The 23,615-nt window shown below is 69.7% G+C and carries 23 protein-coding genes; 7 read left to right on the top strand and 16 right to left on the bottom strand.

Annotated features, from left to right (window positions below):
• Positions 1-15: 15 nt before the first annotated feature.
• Both HQ314_RS13050 and HQ314_RS13045 read left to right on the top strand, forming a co-directional pair.
• Positions 16-1,821 carry an ABC transporter ATP-binding protein gene (locus tag HQ314_RS13050; protein WP_222650272.1) on the top strand — a complete coding sequence of 602 codons (1,806 nt, stop codon included), beginning with the start codon at positions 16-18 and terminating at the stop codon, positions 1,819-1,821.
• Complete coding sequence (locus HQ314_RS13045; protein WP_222650271.1) at positions 1,814-3,625, top strand: ABC transporter ATP-binding protein; 1,812 nt, start codon at positions 1,814-1,816, stop codon at positions 3,623-3,625. Before HQ314_RS13050 ends, HQ314_RS13045 begins: the two co-directional genes overlap by 8 nt.
• Positions 3,626-3,640: 15 nt before the next feature.
• Here the strand turns inward: HQ314_RS13045 and HQ314_RS13040 are convergent, their stop codons facing one another.
• The 9 genes from HQ314_RS13040 to HQ314_RS13000 are packed head-to-tail and all read right to left on the bottom strand — an operon-like array spanning position 3,641 to position 12,966.
• Positions 3,641-4,825 carry an alpha/beta fold hydrolase gene (locus tag HQ314_RS13040; protein ID WP_222650270.1) on the bottom strand — a complete coding sequence of 395 codons (1,185 nt, stop codon included), beginning with the start codon at positions 4,823-4,825 and terminating at the stop codon, positions 3,641-3,643.
• Positions 4,826-4,841: 16 nt separating this feature from the next.
• Positions 4,842-5,858, bottom strand: a complete 1,017-nt coding sequence (locus HQ314_RS13035) for an NADP-dependent oxidoreductase (RefSeq protein ID WP_222650269.1) — start codon at positions 5,856-5,858, stop codon at positions 4,842-4,844.
• A gap of 11 nt (positions 5,859-5,869) precedes the next feature.
• Entirely contained in the window at positions 5,870-7,267 is a 1,398-nt protein-coding gene (locus HQ314_RS13030) for an acyl-CoA synthetase (RefSeq protein WP_222650268.1), read from the bottom strand.
• Between the two features lie 13 nt (positions 7,268-7,280).
• The gene (locus HQ314_RS13025; protein WP_037183849.1) at positions 7,281-7,493 is read right to left on the bottom strand and encodes a hypothetical protein; all 213 of its coding nucleotides are present in this window, start codon (positions 7,491-7,493) and stop codon (positions 7,281-7,283) included.
• 56 nt (positions 7,494-7,549) lie between these two features.
• The gene (locus HQ314_RS13020) at positions 7,550-8,089 is read right to left on the bottom strand and encodes a DUF6584 family protein (RefSeq protein ID WP_027503877.1); all 540 of its coding nucleotides are present in this window, start codon (positions 8,087-8,089) and stop codon (positions 7,550-7,552) included.
• 8 nt (positions 8,090-8,097) lie between these two features.
• Entirely contained in the window at positions 8,098-9,186 is a 1,089-nt protein-coding gene (dapC, locus tag HQ314_RS13015; RefSeq protein WP_222650504.1) for a succinyldiaminopimelate transaminase, read from the bottom strand.
• Positions 9,187-9,239: 53 nt separating this feature from the next.
• Positions 9,240-9,563 (bottom strand): ferredoxin, encoded by a 324-nt coding sequence (gene fdxA / locus HQ314_RS13010; protein WP_027503879.1) that lies wholly within the window; start codon positions 9,561-9,563, stop codon positions 9,240-9,242.
• A gap of 11 nt (positions 9,564-9,574) precedes the next feature.
• A complete protein-coding gene (locus HQ314_RS13005) occupies positions 9,575-10,402 on the bottom strand; it encodes a hypothetical protein (protein WP_222650267.1) in 828 nt (275 codons plus the stop codon).
• On the bottom strand, positions 10,399-12,966 hold the full coding sequence (locus HQ314_RS13000; protein WP_222650503.1) for a bifunctional FO biosynthesis protein CofGH: 2,568 nt from the start codon (positions 12,964-12,966) through the stop codon (positions 10,399-10,401). Before HQ314_RS13000 ends, HQ314_RS13005 begins: the two co-directional genes overlap by 4 nt.
• 60 nt (positions 12,967-13,026) lie before the next feature.
• On the opposite strand from HQ314_RS13000, the gene HQ314_RS12995 reads away from it, so the two are divergent.
• The 3 genes from HQ314_RS12995 to HQ314_RS12985 are packed head-to-tail and all read left to right on the top strand — an operon-like array spanning position 13,027 to position 15,811.
• A complete protein-coding gene (locus tag HQ314_RS12995; protein WP_027503881.1) occupies positions 13,027-13,545 on the top strand; it encodes a PH domain-containing protein in 519 nt (172 codons plus the stop codon).
• The gene (locus tag HQ314_RS12990) at positions 13,542-15,056 is read left to right on the top strand and encodes a PH domain-containing protein (RefSeq protein ID WP_308119394.1); all 1,515 of its coding nucleotides are present in this window, start codon (positions 13,542-13,544) and stop codon (positions 15,054-15,056) included. The genes HQ314_RS12995 and HQ314_RS12990 overlap by 4 nt, the downstream gene beginning before the upstream one ends.
• A complete protein-coding gene (locus HQ314_RS12985; protein WP_222650266.1) occupies positions 15,053-15,811 on the top strand; it encodes a uracil-DNA glycosylase in 759 nt (252 codons plus the stop codon). The genes HQ314_RS12990 and HQ314_RS12985 overlap by 4 nt, the downstream gene beginning before the upstream one ends.
• Here HQ314_RS12985 and HQ314_RS12980 read toward each other — a convergent pair.
• The 5 genes from HQ314_RS12980 to typA form a co-directional block, all read right to left on the bottom strand.
• On the bottom strand, positions 15,784-16,185 hold the full coding sequence (locus tag HQ314_RS12980; RefSeq protein WP_027503883.1) for a hypothetical protein: 402 nt from the start codon (positions 16,183-16,185) through the stop codon (positions 15,784-15,786). The genes HQ314_RS12985 and HQ314_RS12980 overlap by 28 nt on opposite strands.
• A 28-nt stretch (positions 16,186-16,213) precedes the next feature.
• Positions 16,214-16,366 carry a glycoside hydrolase family 6 protein gene (locus HQ314_RS12975; protein ID WP_162246780.1) on the bottom strand — a complete coding sequence of 51 codons (153 nt, stop codon included), beginning with the start codon at positions 16,364-16,366 and terminating at the stop codon, positions 16,214-16,216.
• A gap of 129 nt (positions 16,367-16,495) precedes the next feature.
• A complete protein-coding gene (gene mshB / locus HQ314_RS12970; RefSeq protein WP_308119392.1) occupies positions 16,496-17,377 on the bottom strand; it encodes an N-acetyl-1-D-myo-inositol-2-amino-2-deoxy-alpha-D-glucopyranoside deacetylase in 882 nt (293 codons plus the stop codon).
• Positions 17,374-19,128, bottom strand: coding sequence for an ABC transporter family substrate-binding protein (locus HQ314_RS12965; protein ID WP_222650265.1), 1,755 nt, complete (start codon positions 19,126-19,128; stop codon positions 17,374-17,376). Before HQ314_RS12965 ends, mshB begins: the two co-directional genes overlap by 4 nt.
• 2 nt (positions 19,129-19,130) lie before the next feature.
• On the bottom strand, positions 19,131-21,062 hold the full coding sequence (typA, locus tag HQ314_RS12960; protein WP_037183854.1) for a translational GTPase TypA: 1,932 nt from the start codon (positions 21,060-21,062) through the stop codon (positions 19,131-19,133).
• Between the two features lie 178 nt (positions 21,063-21,240).
• On the opposite strand from typA, the gene HQ314_RS12955 reads away from it, so the two are divergent.
• Entirely contained in the window at positions 21,241-21,411 is a 171-nt protein-coding gene (locus tag HQ314_RS12955; RefSeq protein ID WP_204866762.1) for a hypothetical protein, read from the top strand.
• On the opposite strand, the gene HQ314_RS12950 is transcribed toward HQ314_RS12955, so the two are convergent.
• Entirely contained in the window at positions 21,412-21,804 is a 393-nt protein-coding gene (locus tag HQ314_RS12950; protein WP_269320087.1) for a (deoxy)nucleoside triphosphate pyrophosphohydrolase, read from the bottom strand.
• Between the two features lie 9 nt (positions 21,805-21,813).
• Between HQ314_RS12950 and HQ314_RS12945 the strand changes: the two genes are divergently transcribed.
• The gene (locus tag HQ314_RS12945) at positions 21,814-22,098 is read left to right on the top strand and encodes a 4a-hydroxytetrahydrobiopterin dehydratase (protein WP_222638174.1); all 285 of its coding nucleotides are present in this window, start codon (positions 21,814-21,816) and stop codon (positions 22,096-22,098) included.
• Here HQ314_RS12945 and HQ314_RS12940 read toward each other — a convergent pair.
• Positions 22,046-23,275, bottom strand: a complete 1,230-nt coding sequence (locus HQ314_RS12940) for a mannosyltransferase (protein ID WP_222650264.1) — start codon at positions 23,273-23,275, stop codon at positions 22,046-22,048. The genes HQ314_RS12945 and HQ314_RS12940 overlap by 53 nt on opposite strands.
• Positions 23,276-23,615 lie beyond the last annotated feature (340 nt).

The raw sequence follows: 23,615 nt of genomic DNA, 5'->3' as shown, positions 1-23,615 counted from the left end.
CGTGAGGAGTCGTGTGTGTCCACCGGAGTGCTCGATCGCGGAACGAGACGTGCGGTCGAGGCGTCCTCCGCGACGGTGACCTCGTCGCTCCGCCGCTTCGCCCCGTTCCTGGCGCCGTATCGCTGGTACTTCGTCGGGTCCATCGTGGTCTCGCTGATCGCCACGCTCACCGGCCTGGTGATCCCGCTCGTCATCCAGAGCATCATCGACGGCCCGATCACCCGCGGCGACGTCGCCGGCGTGTGGTGGCCTGCGGCGCTGGTGCTGCTGCTGGGAACGATCGATGCCGCCGGCATCTGGATCCGTCGCTACCTGGTGTCGGGGCCGTCGAGTCAGTTCGAGATCACGGCCCGCGCGCACGTGTTCGCGAAGCTGCAGCACGTGTCGGTGGCCGCGCACGACAGCTGGGAATCGGGCCAACTGCTCTCCCGCGCCATCTCAGACCTCTCCGCGCTGCGCCGCTTCGTCGCCTTCATCGGACCGTTCATCATCATCAACGCGGTGACCCTCGTCGTGGGTCTCGGTGTCCTGCTCTCCCGCGCATGGCAGTTCGGCGTCATCATGCTCGTCGTGGCGATTCCGCTGGTGTGGGCGTGCGTCCGGTTCGAGGAGCTCTATCGCGTCGTCGCACGCGACGCCCAGGACCAGGCCGGCGACGTCACCACCACCGTCGAGGAGTCCATCCACGGCATCCGGGTGCTCAAGGCGTTCGGCCGCAGCGCCCACCTGGGACGCCGCTTCCTCGCGCAGGCCGCGACGCTCCGCACGACCGAGCTCACCAAGGTCCGATACCTGGCGATCCTGTGGACCGTCATCGTCGGACTGCCACCGGTGGCCGTCGGCGGCATGCTCGCCTACGGGACGTACGCCATCGTGACGGGGACCCTGACGGCCGGAACTCTGGTGGCGACCATGGCCATCGTCGCTTTCCTGCTGTGGCCCATCGAGTCCTTCGGTTTCCTGCTCGCCGAGCTGAACAACGCGCGGACGGCGGCGGATCGGTACTGGGAGATCATGGACACCCCGGACACCATCGTGGATCCGGTCTCCCCCGTTCCCCTGCCCGACCCGGTGCGGGGGCACATCCGCGTCGACCACGTCTCCTTCGCATTCCCGGACGCATCCGACCACCTCCTGCACGACGTCACGTTCGAGGTGCGTCCGGGCGAGACGGTGGCTCTCGTCGGCAACACCGGAACGGGGAAGTCCGTCCTGACGACGCTGATTCCTCGGCTCTTCGACGTCGACGGTGGCGCGATCACTCTCGACGGTGTCGACGTCCGGTCGATGCGGCTGGCGGATCTGCGCTCGGTGGTCTCGGTCGCCTTCGAGGAGCCGGTGCTGTTCTCGGCCAGTGTGCGCGAGAACGTCGCGCTGGGCCGCCCCGACGCGACGCACGAGGACGTCGCGGAGGCACTCGAGATCGCGCACGCGACGGATTTCGTCGAGAAGCTGCCGTGGGGCCTCGACACCCGGATCGGCGAGCAGGGACTGAGCCTGTCCGGCGGTCAACGCCAGCGTCTGGCGCTGGCGCGGGCGGTGCTCGGCCGGCCCCGCGTGCTCGTGCTGGACGATCCGCTCTCCGCACTCGACGTGGACACCGAGGCGACGGTTCAGCGCAGGCTGCGCACCGTGCTCGCGCACTCCACGACCGTGCTGGTGGCACACCGCCCCTCGACCGCCGCGCTCGCGGACCGCGTCGTGCACCTCGGCCACGGCACGGTGATGGAGACCGGGACGCACGAGCACCTGCTCGCCACCTCGGCGGCGTACCGCGACGTGATGGGCTCGATGTCGGGAGCGGAGCGAGATCATGGCTGACACCGACTGGCGCGGCGTCGGCGGTGAGGACACCGACGTGGACCGGGCAGGCAACCTCGTCCTGGCCGGTCGTTCACGTCGACTGCTCCTCTCGCTGCTGCGCCCGCACCGCCGCCGCACGGTCCTCGCGATGGCGATCATCTTCCTGGACAACCTGGCGTTCGTCGCCGGACCGCTGTTCATCGCCCACGCTCTCGACACGGGCGTCGCCGCTGCCGTCGACGGACGCTGGGCGCCGCTGGTGTGGACCGTGGCGGGATACGTCGTGGTCGGGTTCCTCGGCGCCGCCACGACGTACGCGTTCCTCGTGGTCTCGGGCCGCCTGAGCCAGGACATCCTGTTCGATCTGCGCGAGCGGGTGTTCCGCCACGCGCAGGCACTGTCGCTGTCCTTCCACGAGAAGTACACGTCCGGCAAGGTGATCTCGCGACTGACCAGCGACGTCGAATCACTGCAGACGCTTCTCGAGAGCGCGCTCAACGATGCGTTGACCGCGATCCTGTCGATGGTCTCGATCGCGATCATCCTGTTCTGGCTCGACGTTCCGCTGGCCCTCGTCGTGCTCGCGGGATTCGTTCCGCTGCTACTGATCACACGCTGGTCGCAGCGCCGCCAGCGCCGCGCCTACCGACGCACCCGGGTGTCCATCGCGCGCGTCGTGGTGCACTTCGTCGAGTCGATGGTCGGCATCCGCGCCGTCCAGGTGTTCCGCCGCGAGCGCCGCAACGACGCGATCCTGCTCGCGGAGGACACCGAGTACCGGGACGCCACCACCACCGCGCTGCGCGGAATGGCGAGCTACACCGGCATCGTGCGCTGGATCGGCAACGCCACCCTCGCCGTCATCGTGGTCGTGGGCAGCATGCGGGTCATCGGCGGTGCCCTCGACATCGGCGTGCTCGCCGCCTACGTGCTGTACCTCCGCCGCTTCTACGGGCCGCTCGACGAACTCGCGCAGGTGTTCAACGCGTACCAGTCGGCCGCGGCGGCGCTCGAGAAGATCTCGGGCGTGCTCGAGGAGGAACCGACGGTGGCGCCTCCCACCACCCCGGTGCCGATCGGAATCGCGGCCGGCGACGTGGAGTTCGACCGGGTCTCGTTCGGCTACGCCGCGGACGCGCCGGTGCTGCAGCCCTTCTCGCTGCACGTGCCGGCCGGACAGGTGGTCGCCATGGTCGGCGCCACCGGTGCCGGCAAGTCGACGGTGGCCAAGCTCCTCGCGCGGTTCTACGACCCCACGGACGGCCGGATCCGTCTCGACGGCATCGATCTCCGCGACCTGGCCGACGACGACCTGCGTCGCAACGTCGTCATGGTGACGCAGGAATCGTTCCTGTTCTCCGGATCGATCGCGGACAACATCCGACTCGGCCGACCGTCCGCGACCGACGACGAGGTGCGGGCGGCCGCCGACGCCGTGGGCCTCACCCCGTTCCTGGCCGCACTGCCGCGAGGCATCGACACCGACGTGCGCAAGCGCGGTGGACGTCTGTCCTCCGGACAGCGACAGCTGGTGGCCTTCGCGCGGGTGTTCCTCGCCGCACCGTCGGTGATCGTGCTCGACGAGGCCACGTCCAGCCTCGACATCCCCGGCGAGCGCCTGGTCCAGCGCGCCCTCGAGACGATCCTGCACGGCCGGACCGCACTGATCATCGCGCACCGCCTGTCGACGGTCGCGATCGCGGACCGCGTTCTCGTCATGGCCGACGGACGGATCGTCGAGGACGGCACCCCGGAGGCCCTCGTCGCCGGCGACGGCAGGTTCGCGCACCTGAACACGGCGTGGCAGGAGAGCCTGGTATGACGCGGGACGGTGGTCTCAGGCCACCGTCTCGTCCGGCTCGGTGACGTCGTCGATCTCTGCCGGTGTCGCGTCCGCCATGAGTTCGGTGAGGACGTCGAGCACCCGCGGATCCGACAGCAGCGCGAGGTGCCCGGTGCCGACGAGCGTGTGCAACTCCGTCATCGGCCCCCGTGCGCTGCGCAGCGTCACCAGTCCGTCTCCCACGGCGTCGGCCCACCAGGCCGTGTCGTCGGCGGCCAGGGTGGCGGCGACCGCGACGTGCCGGATCCCGGGGGCGAGCGCCACGTCCGTGGCCAGTCTCAGGTCGTCCACGCCGCGGCTGCGGACGTCGAGCAGGTCCGCCCACACCGCCGTCTGCCGCACCTTCCGCAGGGCACGGGAGAGGTGGTACACGCCCGTCGCGAGCGGTGCGCCCTCGTGCGGGGTGCCCAGGTAGCAGGCCGTGCGCACCAGCGGCAGCCAGGTCGCCCTGCTCGCCTCGACCGCACAGGTACGCCGCACCACGAGCCCGCCCATCGAGTGCCCGACGAGGTCGATCCGCTCGACGGGGACGGGCCAGACCGCGATCAGCTCGTCGAGGAGGCCGGCCAGTGCCGCCCCGTTGTCCTCGATCCCGGCGCCCGTGTTGTACCGCAGACAGACCGCGCTGATGCCGTGCGCGGCCAGCGCCTCGCCGTAACTGCCCCGCCCGTCGTGGCGGTAGTACCAGGCCTGCTCGGTCTCCCCCAGCCCGTGTACGAGCACGGCGACGTGACCCGTGGCCTTCGGATACGCGGTGGTCAGCATCGCGGTGTCGTTCCCGACGATGCGGCGCTCGTGATGCGGCCCGAGTTCCACCGTCAGGTCGTTGCCCTCGGCGGCGAGCCGGTCGCCCAGCAGCCCGTTGACGGCGCCGACCACGACCGATCCGGCCGCGGTGGACGTGACCGCGTGGGACACGCGGTCCTCGGGCAACAGCCGGGACACCGCGGTGACAGCCTCGGCGGCCGCCACACCGCCCCCGCGCACAGCCTCGTAGACCAGGTCGGCGATGCCCTCGTTCAGGATGCGCACGGGTGCCGCGGAACGGCCCAGCACCCCGAACACCACATCGTTGATCGCGCGGTGGGTCCCCTGGACGGGGCGGCTGAGGATGTCGATGGCCGTGGCCACGACGTCGGCAGCGCCCGCTACTTCGTTCCGATCGCGATTCGAGTGCACACGTGTACTCTAACCGTCACGCCACCTTGACGACGAGCTTGCCGAAGTTCTTGCCTTCGAGCAGCCCGAAGAACGCGTCGGGAGCGCTCTCGAGACCCTCGACCACGTCCTCCCGGTAGCGGAACGACCCGTTCTCGATCCACTCAGCGACCTCGCGCAGGAAGTCCTTGTAGAGCTCCGGGACGAATTCGCTCTGGATGAAGCCGCGGATGGTCAGGCTCTTCGTCAGCACGCGCGTGAAGAAGCCGGGCAGCCGATCCGGGCCCTCCGGTGCCTGCGTGTCGTTGTACTGCGCGATCAGACCGCACACCGGCACACGTGCGTAGAGGTTGAGCCGCGGGAGCACCGCCTTCGCGACGGCGCCGCCCACGTTCTCGAAGTAGACGTCGATGCCGTCCGGAGTCGCGGCCTTCAACTGATCCTTGAAATCCGGGGCGCGGTGATCGACGGCGGCGTCGAAGCCGAGCTCGTCGATCAGGTACGCACACTTCTCGGGACCGCCGGCGATGCCGACGGCGCGCGCACCCTTGATCTTCGCGAACTGGCCGACGGCCGAGCCGACGGGCCCACTGGCCGCTGCGACCACGACGGTCTCCCCCGGCTTCGGCTGCCCGATCTTCGTCATGCCGGAGTACGCGGTGAAGCCCGGCATCCCCAGCACGCCCAGCGCGGTGGACACGGGCGCCTTCTCCGGATCCAGCACTCGCACGGACGACGCGTCGACCACCGCGTGCGACTGCCACCCCGTGTAACCGAGCACCACGGCGCCGACCGACACGGCGTCGCTTCGAGACTCGATCACCTCGGAGACCGTGGCGCCCACCATCGTGTCGCCCACCTCGACGGGCTCCGCGTACGACTCGGCGTCGCTCATCCGGCCGCGCATGTACGGGTCCAGCGACAGGTACAGGGTCTTCAGCGAGACCTGACCGTCACCGACCTCGGGGAGATCGACCGTCTCGGTCCGGAAGTTCTCGGCAGTGGGTGCGCCGGTGGGACGAGAGGCCAGGACGATGCGAGTGGAGGAGGTCATGTCTCCCGACGCTACTCCAACAGGTTCTTGCGGACCTTGCCCATCCCGTTCCGCGGCAACGAGTCCACCACGCGTACCTCACGCGGCCGCTTGTGCACCGAGAGCTGTTGTGCCACAGAGTCGACGACTGCTCGCGGCTCCACCTCGTCACCCACGACGAACGCCACGATGCGCTGGCCGAGATCGTCGTCGGGCAGTCCCACGACCGCCACCTCACGCACTCCGGGAACACCGAGGATCGCCGTCTCCACCTCGCCCGCGCCGACGCGGTACCCACCGGTCTTGATCAGGTCCGTCGACTCCCGGCCGACGATCCGATGGAAGCCCGCCGGGTCGATCGCCGCGACGTCTCCCGTCCGGAACCACCCGTCGTCCGTCCAGCAGGCCGCGGTGGCCTCCGGCTTGTTCAGGTAACCGTCGAAGAACCGGCCGCGCACCTCCAACGAACCGATGGACTCCCCGTCGCGTGGGACCTCCGAGCCGTCCTCGCCGCGCAGCCGAGTCTCGATGCCGCGCACCGGAACTCCGACCCAACCGGGTCGTCGCTCACCGTCGGCGCGCGTACTCAGCGTGATGAGGGTCTCGCTCATGCCGTAGCGCTCGATCGGCTCGAGACCCGTGAGAGCGGCGATCTTTTCGAACACCGGCACCGGCAGCGGGGCACTGCCCGAGATCAACAACCGAGCGTGCGACAGCGCCGCGGCGGACTCCGGGTCGGCCGCCACTCGCGACCACACGGTGGGAACCCCGAAGTACATCGTTCCCCGCGCCGCGGCGTACCGCTCCGCGGAGGGCTTGACGGTGTGGATCACTCGACTGCCGAGTCGCAGCGGACCCAGGACTCCCAGCACGAGCCCGTGCACGTGATAGAGCGGGAGTCCGTGCACCAGAGTGTCGTTCGCCGTCCACCCCCACGCCTCGGCGAGCGCGTCGATGCCGGCGGCGAGCGCACCGCGGCTGAGGATCACGCCCTTCGGAGGGCCCGTGGTTCCCGAGGTGTAGAGCACGAGACCGGTCGCGTCGTCCGACGGCTCCGCGTAGCTGTGCCAGGACCGTGCGTGCATGCGGACCGGGACGACGAGCAGACCGCCGTCGTGCTCGGGCGCGACACCCAGCCACCCACTGGCACCGGAGTCCGCGAGGATGTGGTCGAGTTCGGTCGGCCCCGAGTCCGGGGGCACGGGCACCACGGCCACTCCGGCGATGAGCGCACCGACCACGGCGACGACGGTGCGGGCGGTCGGCTCCGCGAGGACGGCCACCCGGTCGACGCCCATGATGCGCTCGGCCACCGACGTGGCGGCCCCGAGCAGATCGCTTCGAGAGAGGACGACGTCACCGACGGTGACCGCGTCGTCGACGTCGCCGCCGTGGGTGATCGCGTACGAGTTCAGTGACCGGAGCAGCACACCGAGCAGTCTCTCACGACGCCCGCAGCTGCTCCGTGACCTCGACGCACGTGCAGCCCCCGGCGACCGCGGAACAGTCGACGACGAGGGTGTGCCGGACGGCGTGCAGCAGAACACAGGCGTCGTCGGTGCACTCGACCGCACCGTGCGAGTGGACGACGAGCGTGCCGTGACAGTGGTCGAGAGCGCCGAGACACTCGACGCATCCCGTCAGCGAATCCTTCATGACTCCATCTGTACCACCGGCCCCCGACACGTCCTCGACCTCGCGGCGGCGCGTCGTCAGAAGAAGACGGTGAGAACGGTCGCGATGGACGCGGTGCCGATCATGGCGATCACCAGGACGGCCGCGACCATCTTCACACCGGACCGGGACGAGACAGGAGCGTCCGACCACTCGTCGAACGCCTCGACGTCGACGCCCTCCTGCGCGAAGTAGTGCACCTCGCCGGGCGGCTCCCACTCCTCGCCGCTGGCACGCACCCGGGACTCGAGCACCGCGAGCCGCTCGCGCACGCGAGGCGGATAGGCCCGCGACGGCGCGTTGATGGGCAGCCGACGCGCGAGCACCAACGGCGTCGGACACGCGGCGACGAACGAGTCGAGCGCGTGCCGCACCAGCGGGTCGGCGTCGTCTCGATCGGTGAGGAACCAGGCCGCACCGGCACCGGCCGGGTCGTCCATCGCCAGGCACGCGTAGCCGAGGAGGTCGAGCGCGGGTTGCGAGGCGGCGTCCTGATCCAGCAGCGCTGTCAGGCGCTTGCGCGCACTCCATGGTTCCCCGCGGGCCAGATCCTCCTGCGCACGGTCGAGCGCTCCCACGGCCGGGCTCAGACCGTGAGACGGGCGACGGCAGCGGCGATGCGCTCGTCGGTCGCCGTCAGCGCGATGCGGACGTGGGTGCCGCCGTCTGGACCGTAGAACTCCCCCGGAGCGACGAGGATGCCGCGTTCGGCGAACCAGCGCACGGTGTCCCGGCACGGTTCACCGCGCGTGGCCCACAGGTACAGGCCGGCCTCGGAGTGATCGATGGTGAATCCGGCCGCCACCACGGCGGCGGCGAGCGCGGTCCGACGATCGCGGTAGCGCTCGCGTTGCACGTTCTCGTGCTCGTCGTCGCTCAGCGCCGCGGTCATGGCCGCCTGCACCGGAAGGGGAACCATCATGCCCGCGTGCTTGCGGACCGCGAGCAGTTCCGCGACCAGGGCGGGATCGCCGGCCACGAAGCCGGCGCGGTAGCTCGCGAGGTTCGACGTCTTGGACAGCGAGTGCACGGCCAGCAGGCCGGTGGTGTCCCCGCCGCACACCTCGTCGTCGAGGATCGAGACGGCGCGTCCCTCCCAGGTGAGTCCGAGGTAGCACTCGTCCGACACGACGATCGTGCCGCGTTCGCGGGCCCACTCGACCACCTTGCGCAGGTGGGCTACACCGAGCACCCGGCCACTGGGATTGGACGGCGAGTTGACGAACATCAGGGACGCGCGTTCGGGACCGAGACGCGACACCCCGTCCGCGCGCAGTGTGCGGCATCCCGCGAGCAGGGCCCCGACCTCGTACGTGGGGTACGCCAATTCCGGGATGACGACGAGATCGTCCGGGCCGAGCGCGAGCAGGGTCGGCAACCAGGCGATGACTTCCTTGGTTCCGATCACCGGCAGGATCGAGCGTTCGTCCAACCCACCGATGCCGTAGCGGCGTGCGAGCGCACTGACGGCGGCCGCCCGCAGCTCGGGTGTGCCCACTGTCGTGGGGTACCCCGGCTGCGCGGAGGCCGCCGCGAGAGCGTCACGGACGACGTCGGCGACCGGGTCCACCGGCGTACCGACGGACAGGTTCACGATGCCGTGCGGATGCGACCGCGCCAGCGCGGTGACGTCGGCCAGCGTGTCCCACGGGAACTCGGGCAACAGGCTCGCCACGGATCGACGAACAGCGGGCGACCGACGCGAGACGACGGGTGCGTCCGTCACGCTCAGTTCTCACCCATGGGGGGCAGAGCCTTGATGAACGGCGGGTCGTAGTCGGTCTTGCCGACCTTGGCCGCGCCACCGGGTGAGCCCAGTTCGTCGAAGAAGTCGACATTGGCGCTGACGTAGGCGGACCACTGCTCGGGGACGTCGTCCTCGTAGAAGATCGCCTCGACGGGGCACACCGGCTCGCAGGCACCGCAGTCCACGCACTCGTCGGGCTGGATGTAGAGCATGCGTCCACCCTCGTAGATGCAGTCGACAGGGCATTCCTCGATGCATGCCTTGTCGAGGACATCGACGCACGGTTCAGCAATCGTGTACGGCACTGAGGTTCTCCTTAGCCTTTCCGAACTCTGAGCGTGTCGCGGCCCCGCAGGGACGCGTTCGACGCGGACGTGCTGTTCTGCTCGACCCACCGGCGCCCCAGCTTCGCAGCTCGGGACAGTGCGCCGCGCTCGCCGAAGTACCCGGCGACCGCACCGACCACGGGCAGGTTACCGAGCCATCTGTAAACGGTACGGCTGCGGGGCCGCTTGTCCAATTCGTCGGTGACGGCCTTGAGGATCTTGGTGACCGACCACAAGGTCGACAGCAACGCGAACGGGGACCGGGACAAGCGACCGGACGGCTCGGTGACACGGCTGTCGTCCGTGACGCCGTCGACGTCGGGTTCGGGTGCGTGGATGCTGGCACCCTTCGGCAGCTCGCGGTTGCACAGCACCGATGCCAGCAGGCGGACCTGCTCGTCCTGCTCGGTGATGCCGTACTCGCGGGCGACGGCCACCAGGACGATGGCCTGGTTCGCGAACCCGAGGACGTCGCCGAGCGGGAGTCGGCGAGCGAGTACACCGAAGATGCCGGGGAACGCCACCGCCACGGTGCCGATCCCGCCGACGCGGCCGACCCACCACGAGACACGCTGGTCGACGGTCATCGACTCCCACGCCCTGGTTCCCGGTGTGTCGGCGGCGTCGAACACCGACGCGACGGCGTTCAGCGCCGCGTCGACCTTCGTGCCGCTCGCGTCCGCCTGCTCGCGGAACGTGCGCTTCTTGAGGCCGAGCGGGTCACGGTCCGCGAGCAGTTCGAGGACCGGCACGATCACGCGCACCGCGGCCTTGAGAACTCCGGCGACGCGCTCGTCGCCCAATCGATCAGCGCTCATGCTGCTTCCGTCCGGTCTGCGTAGGCGGTGGTGCGCTCGACTGCGCGTCGTCCGATTCCCTCGGCGATCGCGTGTAGTTCCTCGACGGTCTTCTCCGATCCGTGCTGCGATCCCGCCATCCGCGAGATCGTCTCCTCCATCAGCGTGCCACCCAGGTCGTTGGCGCCGCCGTTCAGCATCACCCGAGTTCCCGTCACGCCGAGTTTCACCCAGCTCGTCTGGATGTTGTCGATGCGGCCGTGCAGCATGATCCGCGCCAGTGCGTGGACGGCCCGGTTGTCGCGCTGCGTCGGTCCGGGTCGTGACGCCCCCGCCAGGTACAGCGGCGAACTCTGGTGCACGAACGGCAGCGGCACGAACTCGGTGAAACCCCCGGTGCGGTCCTGGATCCGCTTGAGCACGTTCAGATGTCCCACCCAGTGCGAGGGGTTGTCGACGTGGCCGTACATCATCGTCGAGCTCGACCGCAGTCCCACCTCGTGTGCCGTGGTGACGACGTCGATCCACGTCTGGGCGGGCAGCTTGCCCTTGGTGAGCACCCAGCGGACCTCGTCGTCGAGGATCTCCGCCGCCGTCCCGGGGATGGTGTCCAGCCCGGCCTCCCGCAGGTCGGTCAGCCAGTCGCGCACCGACTGGCCACCGCGCGAGGCCCCGTTGACGATCTCCATGGGCGAGAAGGCGTGCACGTGCATCGACGGCACCCGCGCCTTCACCGCGCGCACCAGGTCGGCGTATCCGGTCACGGGCAGCTCCGGATCGATGCCGCCCTGCATGCAGACCTCGGTGGCGCCGAGGACGTGCGCCTCCCAGGCCCGGTCGGCGACCTCGCTGGTCGACAGCGAGAACGCGTCGGCATCGCCCTTGCGTTGGGCGAAGGCGCAGAAGCGGCACCCGGTGTAGCAGATGTTGGTGAAGTTGATGTTCCGGTTCACGACGTACGTGACGTCGTCACCGACGACGTCGCGGCGCAGCTGATCGGCGAAGGCGGTCACCGCGTCGAGCGCCGCACCCTCGGCGGTGGCCAGTGCCAGGTACTCCTCGTCGGTGCAGTTGCCGGGATCCTTCTCCGCGGCGCGGAGGGCGGCGACCACGTCGCGGTCGACGCTGTCCAGGGTCGCGAGGTGCGCCACCTGCTCGCGGATGGACTCCCAGTCGCCGAACGCGCTGCCCATGTCGCTGCGCGTCTCGGTGTTGCGACCCTCGGTGTCGATGCCGGTGTGGAGGTCGACGCGGCCGGTGGACTCCCACACCTCGTCGGGTTCCTGCCACGGCAGACCGGACGGGATCGTCTCGGGCACCGCCAGCCCGGTCGCGTCGTCGGCGAGCGCACGCACGTGCGCCGAGATCCGCGGATCGATCCACGGTGAGCCCGCCAGGACGTACCGCGGCTGCACCGCCGTGCGTTCGGTCAGCGTGAAGCCGGCGTCCGCGGACAGCTGCGCGAGAGTGTCGAGGTTCGGCCACGGCCGCTCGGGATTGACGTGATCGGGGGTGAGCGGCGAGACACCGCCCCAGTCGTCGACGCCCGCGGCGAGCAACGCCGCGCACTCCTGCGCGGACACCAGATTCGGCGGCGCCTGGATGCGCATGGCCGGGCCGAGAAGGATGCGGGACACGGCGATGGTGGCGAGGAACTCCTCCAGGCCGGCATCGGGTGCGGATCGCATCGCGGTGTCGTCCTTGGCCAGGAAGTTCTGCACGATCACTTCCTGCACGTGACCGAATGCCTTGTGCGACTTCCGGATCGCCATGATCGACTCGGCGCGGTCACGGATCGTCTCGCCGATGCCCACGAGGATGCCGGTGGTGAACGGAACGGTGAGACGACCTGCGTCGGTGAGCACGCGCAGACGCACCTCGGGGTCCTTGTCGGGGCTGCCGTAGTGGGCCTGCCCCTTCTCCTCGAACAGTCGACGCGAGGTGGTCTCGAGCATCATGCCCATCGACGGTGCGACCGGCTTGAGGCGCGACATCTCCTCCCAGCTCATCACTCCGGGATTGAGGTGCGGGAGCAGACCCGTCTCCTCGAGCACGCGGATCGACATCGCCCGCAGGTAGTCCAGCGTCGAGTCGTAGCCGCGCGCGTCCAACCACTCCTGCGCCTCGGGCCAGCGGGCCTCGGGGCGGTCGCCGAGCGTGAACAACGCTTCCTTGCATCCCAGTTCGGCACCGCGCCGCGCGATGTCGAGCACCTCGTCGGCCTCGAGGAACATCCCGTGCCCCTCGGCGCGCAGCTTGCCGGGGACCGTCACGAACGTGCAGTAGTGGCACGTGTCCCGGCACAGCCGGGTGAGGGGAATGAACACCTTGCGCGAGTAGGTCACCGTGCCGGGGCGGTTCTCGGCGAGCAGTCCCGCGTCCCGCACCCGCGCCGCGGACGCGCACAGATCGGTCAGGTCGTCGCCGCGGGCGTGCAGCAGCGTGGTCGCCTCGTCGACACTGATCACCACACCGTCGCGGGCACGGCGCAGCGCACGCCGCAGCGCCGATGCGGTCGGTGCCGGGCTGTCGGGAGGCGTCACTCGGGTGTCGGCGCGCGCGGGAGTACTCGGATCGGGCAACATCGTCACCGTTCGATCATGCGCCCTCCGGCCGGAGGCGTGCCACAGCAGGGGTGATGCGACGTGTCCGACAACAGTCCCGGTGTGGTCCTCACCGATCCCGCGCATCGCCCCGATCCGCGGGCGAAGATTCTGTGGGCCGTGGCAGCCGCCCTGCTGTGGCTCCCGGTGGTCGTCGCCGTGATCGTGTGGGCCGTGGTGCTCGCGGTGAACGTCGAGCGCCCGTCCTGGACGCCCGTGGTGGCCGCTGCCGTCGCCGTGGTGGTCCTCGCGGGAGCGCACGTGACCATCGCGCCGCAGTGGCGCTATCGGGTGCACCGCTGGGAACTGAGCGACACCGCCGTCCACACGCGCACTGGCTGGGTGACTCAGGAACGGCGCATCGCTCCCCTGTCCCGAGTGCAGACCGTCGACACCGAGCGCGGGCCGCTCGACCGGGCACTCGGACTGGCCACCGTGACGGTGACGACCGCGTCCTCCGCGGGAGCTCTGGAGATCGCGGGGCTCGACCTCGCGACCGCCGATCGCACCGTCGCCGCCATCACCGCGGCGGCCGCACGCTCACGAGGCGACGCCACGTGACGCAGGACGCCGGCCTGCGCGTCGACGAGTTGCCGTGGCTGCGACTCGACAAGCGCATGCTCCTGATCCACCCGGTCACCGAGCTGGTCCGCCTGCTGCCGGTGCTCCTGGTGTCCCTCGTCCTCGGATCGCAGAGCGGCACGCACGTCTGGGGCCTGATCGTCGTGGTCCTCCTCGTGGGCGCGGCGATCCTGCGCTGGTTCACCACCGGGTACCGCATCGGCTCGGACGACGTCCAGCTGCGCCGCGGGCTCTTCCAGAAGAAGGTGCTCTCCATTCCGCGTGGTCGAATCCGCAGTGTGGACGTGCGAGCCGGGCCGCTGCACCGACTGCTGGGACTGTCGATCCTCACCGTGGGCACCGGTCAGCAGAAGTCGGACAAGGCCGACTCGTTCGAGCTGAACGCCCTCGCCTCGAACCTGGTCCCCGCCCTGCGTGAGGAGTTGCTGGCGGGCACCGGCCGGACGGTGGGAGTGGATCCGGTCGCAGTGACCGAACCCGCCGTGACGCCCGAACGTGAGATCGCCCACTTCCGCACCGGCTGGGTTCGATTCGCCCCCTTCACGGCCACGGGCATCGTCGTCGTCGGTGCGGGATTCGGGCTCGTGTTCCAGTCCGGGTTCGCCGGTGACATCGCCTCTTCGCCGGCCCTCGACGACACCTATCAGGCCGTTCTGCGCCTCGGCATCGTGGTCGCGGTGGTCGTCGCCGCGGCCCTGCTGCTCGTCGTGTCGAGCATCGTCTCCGTGGTGCGCTACCTGGTCGTCTACGGCAACCTCTCCGTGACCGACGACGGCACCAGGCTCCGCGTCGGCCACGGACTGCTGTCGACGCGGCACACGACGCTGGACCGCGACCGCCTCCGCGGCGCGACGCTGCGTCGACCGCTGGTCCTGCGGTGGGCGCGCGGAGCACGCCTGGATGCCGTCATGACCGGGGTGTCCGCCACGGAGAAGGAGTCGTCGCTGCTCCTGCCGCCCGCTCCCCTCCGGGCCGCCCACCACACGATGGACGACGTGCTGGCGGGTCTGCCGGAGAGTGCGCCGGCCACGACGACACTGCAGAAGCACGGACCGGCGGCTTTGCGGCGCAGGCTCACCCGCGCCGTCGGGCCGGTCCTGCTGGTCGCTGTCGCACTCCTCGTGGTCCGGTCGACCGGCCGGGACGTCCCGATCGCCGCGTGGATCGGCGTCGCGCTCCTCGTGGTGGCCGCCGTCGCCCTGGCGCTCGATCGGTACGCCGCCCTGGGCCACCGTGCCCACCCGGGAGTTCTGATCATCGAGCACGGTAGCCTCGACCGGCGACGCGTCGTCCTCGACACCGACGGCGTGGTCGCCTGGGGTGTCCGGCAGACCTTCTTCCAGCGACGGGCCGGTGTCGCGACCATCGTCGCCGCCACCGCGGCCGGCACGGGCCGCTACACGGTGCTCGACGTACCCGCCGACCACGCGTGGTCGATCGTCGAGAGCGCTCAGCCCGGTGCCGGCGACGTGTGGGCGGAGCGCCCGTGACACCCGACTCCGGTACACCCCGGAGCATCCCCGAACTCGATGTGGCGGTGTCGGAGTGCCGCGCGTGTCCGCGCCTCGTGGAGTGGCGTGAGCTGGTGGCGCGCGAGAAGCGGGCCGCGTTCCGTGACGAGACCTACTGGGGCCGACCGGTTCCGGGTTTCGGCCCCGTGGACGCCCGCCTGCTGATCGTCGGCCTGGCGCCGGCGGCTCACGGCGCGAATCGCACCGGACGGATGTTCACGGGCGACCGCAGCGGCGACGTTCTCTACGCGGCCATGCACGCCGTCGGCCTCGCCACGCAGCCCACGGCGACCCACATCGCCGACGGCCTCGAGTTGATCGGCACGCGCATCACGTCGCCGGTGCACTGCGCTCCCCCGGCCAACAAGCCGACACCGGAGGAGCGCGACCGGTGCCGTCACTGGTTGGAGACGGAACTGCACATCCTGGCGCCGACCGTTCGGGCAGTGATGGTCCTGGGCGGATTCGGCTGGCAGGCACTGCTTCCGGTCCTCGACGGCGCGGGGTGGACGATCCCCCGACCGCGCCCGAAGTTCGGCCATGGTGCGCACGTCGTGCTGACGTCACCCGAGAAGGAGTTGCCGGACCTGCATCTGTTCGGGTGCTTCCACGTCAGCCAGCAGAACACCTTCACCGGACGGCTCACGCCGGCCATGGTGGAGCAGGTGCTCGCCGCGGCGGCCGATGCCGCCGGGATCGATCGGGGTCAGCCGCGTCCGAGTTCGGCGAACTGACCCATCCGCAGCGCGAACAGTTGCACCACGGCGGGAAGCAACCCGCCTGCCACGAGGACCAGGGTGCGCCAGTCGGCCACGACGAGCACGTCTCCACCCGGTCCCCCCAGCATGGCCAGCACGAGACCCACGAAGAATCCCGCGACCGGGAGAGCGGCGCGGGATACGTTGTGCGTCACCGAGAACGCGACCCGCACGAGGATCACGTTGACGATGCCGGCGAGGACACCACTGACGGGGAACGGAGTGCTTCCGAGATACAGCGGGAGGAACAGCACTGCGGTCACGGCGCACAGGAACCCGTCGAGCACCAGTGCACCGACGATCGACGCCTTGATGCCGGACACCACGCCCTCCCCGGCGTGGCCCGTCATCGCGCCGATCCTGTCGGCGCCGTGAACGTCAGCGAGGAGGGAACCCGATCGACGTGAGGTAGTTGCTCACGAACGTCGCGAAGCCGCCCACGGAGTTCAGGTAGATCTCGCGCTGCAGATCGGCTGTGGGTCGCAGGGAATCCACGAACGCCACGATGGCGTACTGAAGATCGAAATTCATGGGAAGAGCTCCTTCGAGTCGAACTCACCGGGTACGTCCGACCCCGTCCGGTGATGCCGCTCACAGCATAACCCGGCACCGTGCCCGCTTCGGACCCGCACACCGTCCGTGCGCAGACACTGGGGGCCGTCACACGATTCCCGCGAACAGGTCGGTCTCGCGCCCCGACGAGTCGACGGGTCCGAGTTCTCCACGGACGAGGATGTACTGCTCGTCCTCGAGCACCGGCTGCGCGATGTCGTTCGACAGGGCGTAGACCCGACCGGACTCCGCGACGGTGACCTGAGTTCGGTGCGCGCGCAACGCGAGTCGCTTGAGATCGAGCACCGGGCGGACGTCGACGGACGTGGTGATCGTGTCGTCGGGCACGCTCGGCAGCTCGCCCTCGACAGGCATGCGCCACTGCTGGGGGATGTCGCCGAGGTCGCTCAGGCCCGCGGTCAGTTGCTGCAGACCGGTGACCGTCCAGTACATCTTGTCCACCGACCAGGCCGGCCCCGTCTCGGCGAACCGGGCAGCGTCCTCCGCCGCCTCGACGGCCAGTCCTGCCAGCCGGTGCACCTGCATGTGATCAGGGTGGCCGTAGCCGCCCTCGGGGTCGTAGGCCACGAGAACCTGCGGGCGCACGTCACGGATCACCTCGACCATCGCGCCGACGGCCTCGTCCGGGTCGGCGTTGACGAAGGCACGCGGATGACGGGCCGCGGGGGTTCCGGCCATGCCCGAGTCGCGCCAGTGCCCGGCACCGCCGAGAAACCGCGGCGGCCGGCATCCGAGCGCCTCGAGCGCCACGGTCAGCTCGTGGATGCGGTACCCGCCCAACTGATCCGCGCGATCCGCGACCAGTCCGGCCCACGTCTCCCCGATCACCTCACCCTCCTCGCCGAGCGAGCAGGTCAGGACCGTCACGTCCACGCCCGCCCGCACGGCGCGGGCGATGGTGCCGCCGGTGGTGATGGTCTCGTCGTCGGGGTGCGCATGGACGACCAGCATCCGGGGCCGCTCCGTCACGGCGTCACCCGCATCCAGTCGTCCGCGTCCCCGAAGACACCGAGTTCGACGGGCCCCGCGAGCGTCGCGCCGCTCACGCCGGGACCGACGGCGACGACGGAACTGTCTTGCGCGATGGGAAGCACGGTGTGCAGGTTCCACAGCTGCGGCTGCGCCGCGATGACGGCCTCGGTCGGGTTCACGTCGCCTCTCAGGCTCTGGTCCATCACCGGCTCGAGCGACGGATCGCAGACTCCGGACAGGTTGCTCGCCGCCACCGGGTCGGCGTCGGAATCGGGTGCCGTCGTCGTCGACGTCGCGAGATCGGTTGCTGCACATCCGTAGCGCGACGACCAGGCGGTGGCCACATCGGTACCCACGTGGCTCCACCCGACGACGGCGTCGACCGTGCCCTCGAGCAGCGCGGTGCCGTACAACTCCTCCGGATCGGTGGGAGCGACGCTGGCGTCGACGCCCGCGTCGCGGAGTTGATCGGCGGCCGTGTTGGCCACCGCGACCGCGACCGCGTCGTTCTCGGGAGCGCCGATCACGACGGTCAGCGCGCGCGTGCTACCCGGCACCGGCGTCGTCGTCGCGGTGGGTTGGCCCGAGGTGGGAGCCAGGGCCGGCGGCAGCGGCACCGGCACGAATCCCGCGTCGGCGAGCAGCTGCAGTGCCTCGTCCCGCGGGAGAGTCTGCGGAGCCGTGGGGACGTAGCCGGGCTGGGACGGCGAGAGAACCTGCGCGCGAACGGTGTTCGCGGCCGTGCCGGTACCCGACGCGACGGTGGACAGCAGGTCTACGTCCAGCAGACCCATGACGCCGCGGCGCACGTCGGCGTCCGCGAGTTCCGGCACCCGGCCGTTCAACGTCAGTTCGAGGGTCCGCGAACGGAACCGGGTGTCCGTACGGACGTTGGGGATGGCGCCCAGTTGCGCCAGTGTCGCCGAACCGCCACGCACCTCGGCGATCTGGGCGTCACCGGAGCGCATCGAGTCGGCGAGCTGGGCGTCGCTGCCCCCGCGTCGGAGGAGGATCTGATCGGGCGTGGAGGGTGACCCCCAGTAGCGGTCGTTGCGCTCGAGCAGGATCTCGTCGCGGCCACGATCGATCGACTCGATGCGGAAGTGTCCGCCGGAGACGGACACGTTGTCGCGCAGTCCGCGCTCGAAGCCGCCCAGCGAGTCCTTGAGCAGATGGGAGGGCAGCAGATTCTCGAAGAGCTCGCGCCACGCGGGGTACGGCGTCGCCATCGTGACGGTGACGGTCTTGCCGCCGTCCGAGGACGCGATGTCGTCGATCGCCTCGTAGCCTGCGGGATCCACCACGCCGGGCGCGTCGATCATCTGTTGCCACAGGTAGCGGAAGTCCTCGGCCGCGATGGGCGCACCGTCCGACCACTGCGACTCGTTGCGCAGCCGGTAGGTGATGGTGAACGGGGCCTGTGACGTCACCTCGGCCGACAGCACCAGCGACGCGTCGGGAAGCCACTCGACTCCTGTCCCCACCGACGCGGGGCGGAAGGGGCTGGGGAACACCAGTGTGGACACCGCGGTGTTCGCGGGCGACTGGTCGGCCAGCAGGTGCGGGTTGAATCCCGTACCGACGTCGTCGATGGCCACGACGACCGGATTACCCGTGGCGGCCGGCGCTGCGGGAGGCGTCGTCGTGGCCGTCTCGGTGCTCTGGATCGGCGGCGGCGGATCGGCCGTGCACGCGGACAGCGCGAGCAGGGCAACGGCCAGCGCCGCACCCACCCGCGCCACCGACATGATTACAGAGCAGCCTTGTCACGCGACTTGCTGCGCGAACGCTCACGCGCACGCTCGTTCGAGTCGAGGTGCACCTTGCGCACGCGGACGACCTCCGGCGTGACCTCGACGCACTCGTCGCCGGCACAGAACTCCATCGCCATCTCGAGGTCGAGCTTCTTCGGCTTGGCGAGGGTCTCCATCACGTCGGCGGAGGACTGACGCATGTTGGTCAGCTTCTTCTCGCGGGTGACGTTGATGTCGAGGTCCTCCTGGCGGGGGTTGATGCCCACGACCATGCCCTCGTAGGTGTCCGCACCGGGCTCGACGAAGAACGTGCCGCGGTCGGCCAGCTGGATCATGGCGAACGGGGTGACGCTGCCCTGACGGTCCGAGACGAGCGAGCCGGTGTGGCGCGCGCGGATCTCGCCGGCCCACGGTGCGTAACCGTGGAAGACGGCGTTGGCGATGCCGGTGCCGCGCGTGTCGGTGAGGAAGTCCGTGCGGAAGCCGATGAGACCGCGCGAGGGGACGATGAACTCCATACGAACCCAGCCTGCGCCGTGGTTCGTCATCTGGACCATCTTTCCCTTACGGGCGGCGAGCAGCTGCGTGACGCCGCCGAGGTACTCCTCGGGAGTGTCGATGGTGAGCTCCTCGAAGGGCTCGTGCAGCTTGCCGTCGACCTGGCGGGTGACCACCTGCGGCTTGCCGACGGTGAGCTCGAAGCCTTCGCGGCGCATCTGCTCGACCAGGATGGCGAGCGCGAGCTCGCCACGACCCTGGACCTCCCACGCATCGGGGCGACCGATGTCGAGGACCTTGAGCGAGACGTTGCCGATGAGCTCCTGGTCCAGACGCGACTTGACCATGCGGGCGGTCAGCTTGTGGCCGCTCACGCGTCCCACCAGGGGGCTCGTGTTGGTACCGATGGTCACCGAGATGGCCGGCTGATCGACGGTGATGCGCGGCAGGGCGACCGGGTTCTCGAGGTCGGCCAGCGTGTCACCGATCATGATGTCCGGGAAGCCGGCGACGGCGACGATGTCACCGGCGACACCCTTCTGACCGGGAACGCGCTCGACACCGATGGTGGTGAGCAACTCGGTGATCTTGGCCTTCTGGACGACGGGCTCGCCGTCGACCTCGCGCATCCAGCTCACGGTCTGACCCTTGTTGAGCTCACCGTTGTGGATGCGGACCAGGGCGAGACGGCCCAGGAAGGCGGAGGCGTCGAGGTTGGTGACGTGAGCCTGCAGCGGCGCCTCGACGTTGCCCTTCGGTGCCGGGATGTAGCTGAGCAGGATCTCGAACAGCTCGTCGAGGTTCTCCGCGTCGGGAGCGTGTCCGTTCTCCGGCTGCTTCGTCGACGCCTTGCCCTCACGGCCGGAGGCGTACAGGACGGGGAGGTCGAGGGCCAGCTCGGCAGCCTCGGAGGCCTCGTCGTCGAGGTCCGACGCCAGGTCGAGGAGCAGGTCGTGGCTCTCGGAGACGACCTCCTCGATGCGCGCGTCGGGACGGTCGGTCTTGTTGACCACGAGAATGACGGGCAGCGACGCGGCGAGCGCCTTGCGGAGCACGAAGCGCGTCTGCGGCAGCGGGCCCTCGGAGGCGTCGACGAGCAGCACGACACCGTCGACCATGGACAGGCCGCGCTCGACCTCGCCACCGAAGTCGGCGTGGCCGGGGGTGTCGATCACGTTGATGACGGTGGTGCTGCCGTCGGCGTTGCGCTTGTGCACGGCCGTGTTCTTGGCCAGGATCGTGATGCCCTTCTCCTTCTCCAGGTCACCCGAGTCCATCACGCGGTCGATGGCCTCGGCGCGTTCCTCGAAGGCACCGGACTGGCGCAGCATCGCGTCGACGAGCGTGGTCTTGCCGTGGTCGACGTGCGCGACGATGGCGACGTTGCGGAAGGTGGTGGGTACGGTCTGACTGGCGGTGGGGCTGGTCACGCGTGAAATCTCCTGGGTCGAATGCGGGGTGAAGAGCGAGCGGCTTCCTCTCCCAGAGAGCGCGCTGCGTCGCCGACGAGAAGCGCGACCGGATCAGTTTACTCGGTCGGCTCGGGTGACGGCGGTCACGCAGGCCGGGACGGTCGGCACGGGCTCCACCTCAGGGTACCCTCACCCGATGTCCTCGGCATCGAAGGTCGCTCGCGGCAAGGCCAAGAAGAAGTGCTGCCGCAGCAAGACTCGCTGTCTGACGTGTCCGGTGGTGATCATGCGGATGAAGAAACTGGAACAAGCAGGTGTCACGGGCAAGGACCTGAAGAAGGGTCTGAAGAAGGCCCGCGCGGCCTGACTACAGCAGCGCCGCGAGATCCGGCAGCCACGCGGCGTCCGCCGGCACCAGATCGACTCCGTGCAGATCCGCCGCGTCGACCCAGCGGAGGGCTTCGTGCTCGAGCGCCGTCGCCGTCCCGGAGAACCGTGTGACCGCGTAGGCGCGCAGTGTCAGCGACGCCGAGAGTGCAACGTCGACACCGACGGGCTCGCCGACGGTCACCTCGATACCCAGTTCCTCGCGCAGTTCCCGGACCAGTGCGTCCTCGGGGGTCTCGCCGGGGTCGACCTTGCCGCCGGGCAGTTCCCAGAGTCCCGCCAGTTCCGGCGGGAAGGCGCGACGCGCGAGCAGCAGGCGCCCGTTCTCGACGAGGGCGCCCGCGACCACCAGCGCGGGCTCGGGAACTGGCACCATCGCAGTATGGCCGACTTGCTGAACGACACGGAGATCGACGACGCACTCACCCGCCTGACCGACTGGCAGCGAGACGGGGACACCCTGGTCCGCACCGTCGAGTCGGCGAGCTTCCTCGAGGCGATCGACCTCGTCCGGCGCGTCGCGGAGGAGGCAGAATCGGCGGACCATCATCCGGACATCGACATCCGATGGCGGTCGGTGACCTACCGGCTGTCGACGCACTCCGCGGGTGGACTCACCGGGAAGGACGTCCTGCTCGCGGCCGCGATCGACCGCCTGGCGAGGTGACGCGGCGGCCCACCACCGCGATCCAGACGAACAGTGCCAGGGTGCCGACGGCGTAGACCGATCCCGCCAGAGCGAGTGGCCACGGACGCGAGATGTCCCAGATGGACGGTTGTTCGAAGCTGAGGATCCACGGCACGCCGATCAGGGTGACCACGAGCCAGTATCCCGCGAGCACTCGCGCTCCCGGCGCACCCGACAACGGTCCGTGCATCAGCCAGATCAGCATGGGCACCACCCAGACCCAGTGGTGGGACCAGGAGATCGGCGAGATCATCAGGCCCACGAACGAGACGACGACGAGCATTCCCAGGCGATCGTCGCGTGCCAGCGTCCGCCAGGCCAGGAAAGCCGCGGCCAGCACCACGGCCGCCGCGACCAGCCACACCGGACCCTGGCCGACGTCCTGCCCGGCCACACGTGACAGCGCTCCGCGCAGGGACTGGTTCCACACCGAGCCGACGGGACCGATCCGGTCCGCGTCGCCCAGCAGGGTGGTGAAGTACGTCGTCGCGGCGGACCCCACGAGCAGGAAGCTGATCGCGACCGTCCCCGCGAAGGCCACGGCGGAGAACGCGGCGGCGGTCCACCGACGCTGCGCCAGGAAGTAGAGGCCCGTGATGGCGGGGGTGAGTTTGACGCCTGCCGCGACGCCGACCAGGGCACCCGACAGCCACCAGCGGGAGCTGCGGGCCGCGAGCATAGCCAGCAGGACCAGGAACACGTTGACCTGGCCGTAGTCCAGGGTGGTGCGCATGGACTCGGTCCACAGTCCCACCGTCGTCCAGAGCAACGCCGCCCGGCGTCCTGACCAGAGGCCCGAGTCGACCATGCCCTGCGCGAGCCGGACCACCGCGTACAGCGCGGCGATCGTGGCGATCATCCAGGCAGCGCCCACCACCGGGAACGGCAGGAAGTGCAGCGGATAGAACACGAGCGCGGCGAACGGTGGGTACGTGAAGGGCAGGGGGAAGTCCGGGGTCTCCTCCGAGTAGGTGAAGTCGTAGAGGTCACCGCTGAACAGGCGGGCCGAACCGTCGACGTACACGTGGAGATCGACCCAGTTGCTGCCGTTGGAGGTGGCGACGGTCCACACCACACGCAGGATCAGCGAGATCACGAACAGGGCCGGTGCTGCTGCCAGCAACGCGCGCCCGGCCGATCGCCGTACTTCACTCACGAGTGTTCTTCCGATCGACGGGGGTCGAAGCCAGAGCGCAGCCTATCCGCACCATCCGACGTGACTCTTCCGCACCACGGGGCCACCGCGTTGTCACGCGACACGGCTCACAGCAGTAACGATCGCATCACTGTTCACTCTGACAACACCAGACACTCTATTAACAGACTACGGTTCGAATCGGAGCGAGCGACACGGGTCGATCGACCGGTGAGCTGCTGTACAACCGTCACTCCGTGTACATAGAGTGACCCCGCGCCCGACTGCCTCGCACGGCGGTGACGGGCAGATAGTGCATCGTGGGTCGCCTCGGATCGGTTCGAGGCGGCCGGAGGAGAAA

The organism is Rhodococcus sp. BP-332 (assembly GCF_019836065.1).
In the GTDB taxonomy this organism is placed as follows: Bacteria; Actinomycetota; Actinomycetes; order Mycobacteriales; family Mycobacteriaceae; genus Rhodococcoides.
The sequence above is the reverse complement of the archived record's forward strand: the minus strand, read 5'-3'. Positions and strand labels throughout refer to the sequence as shown.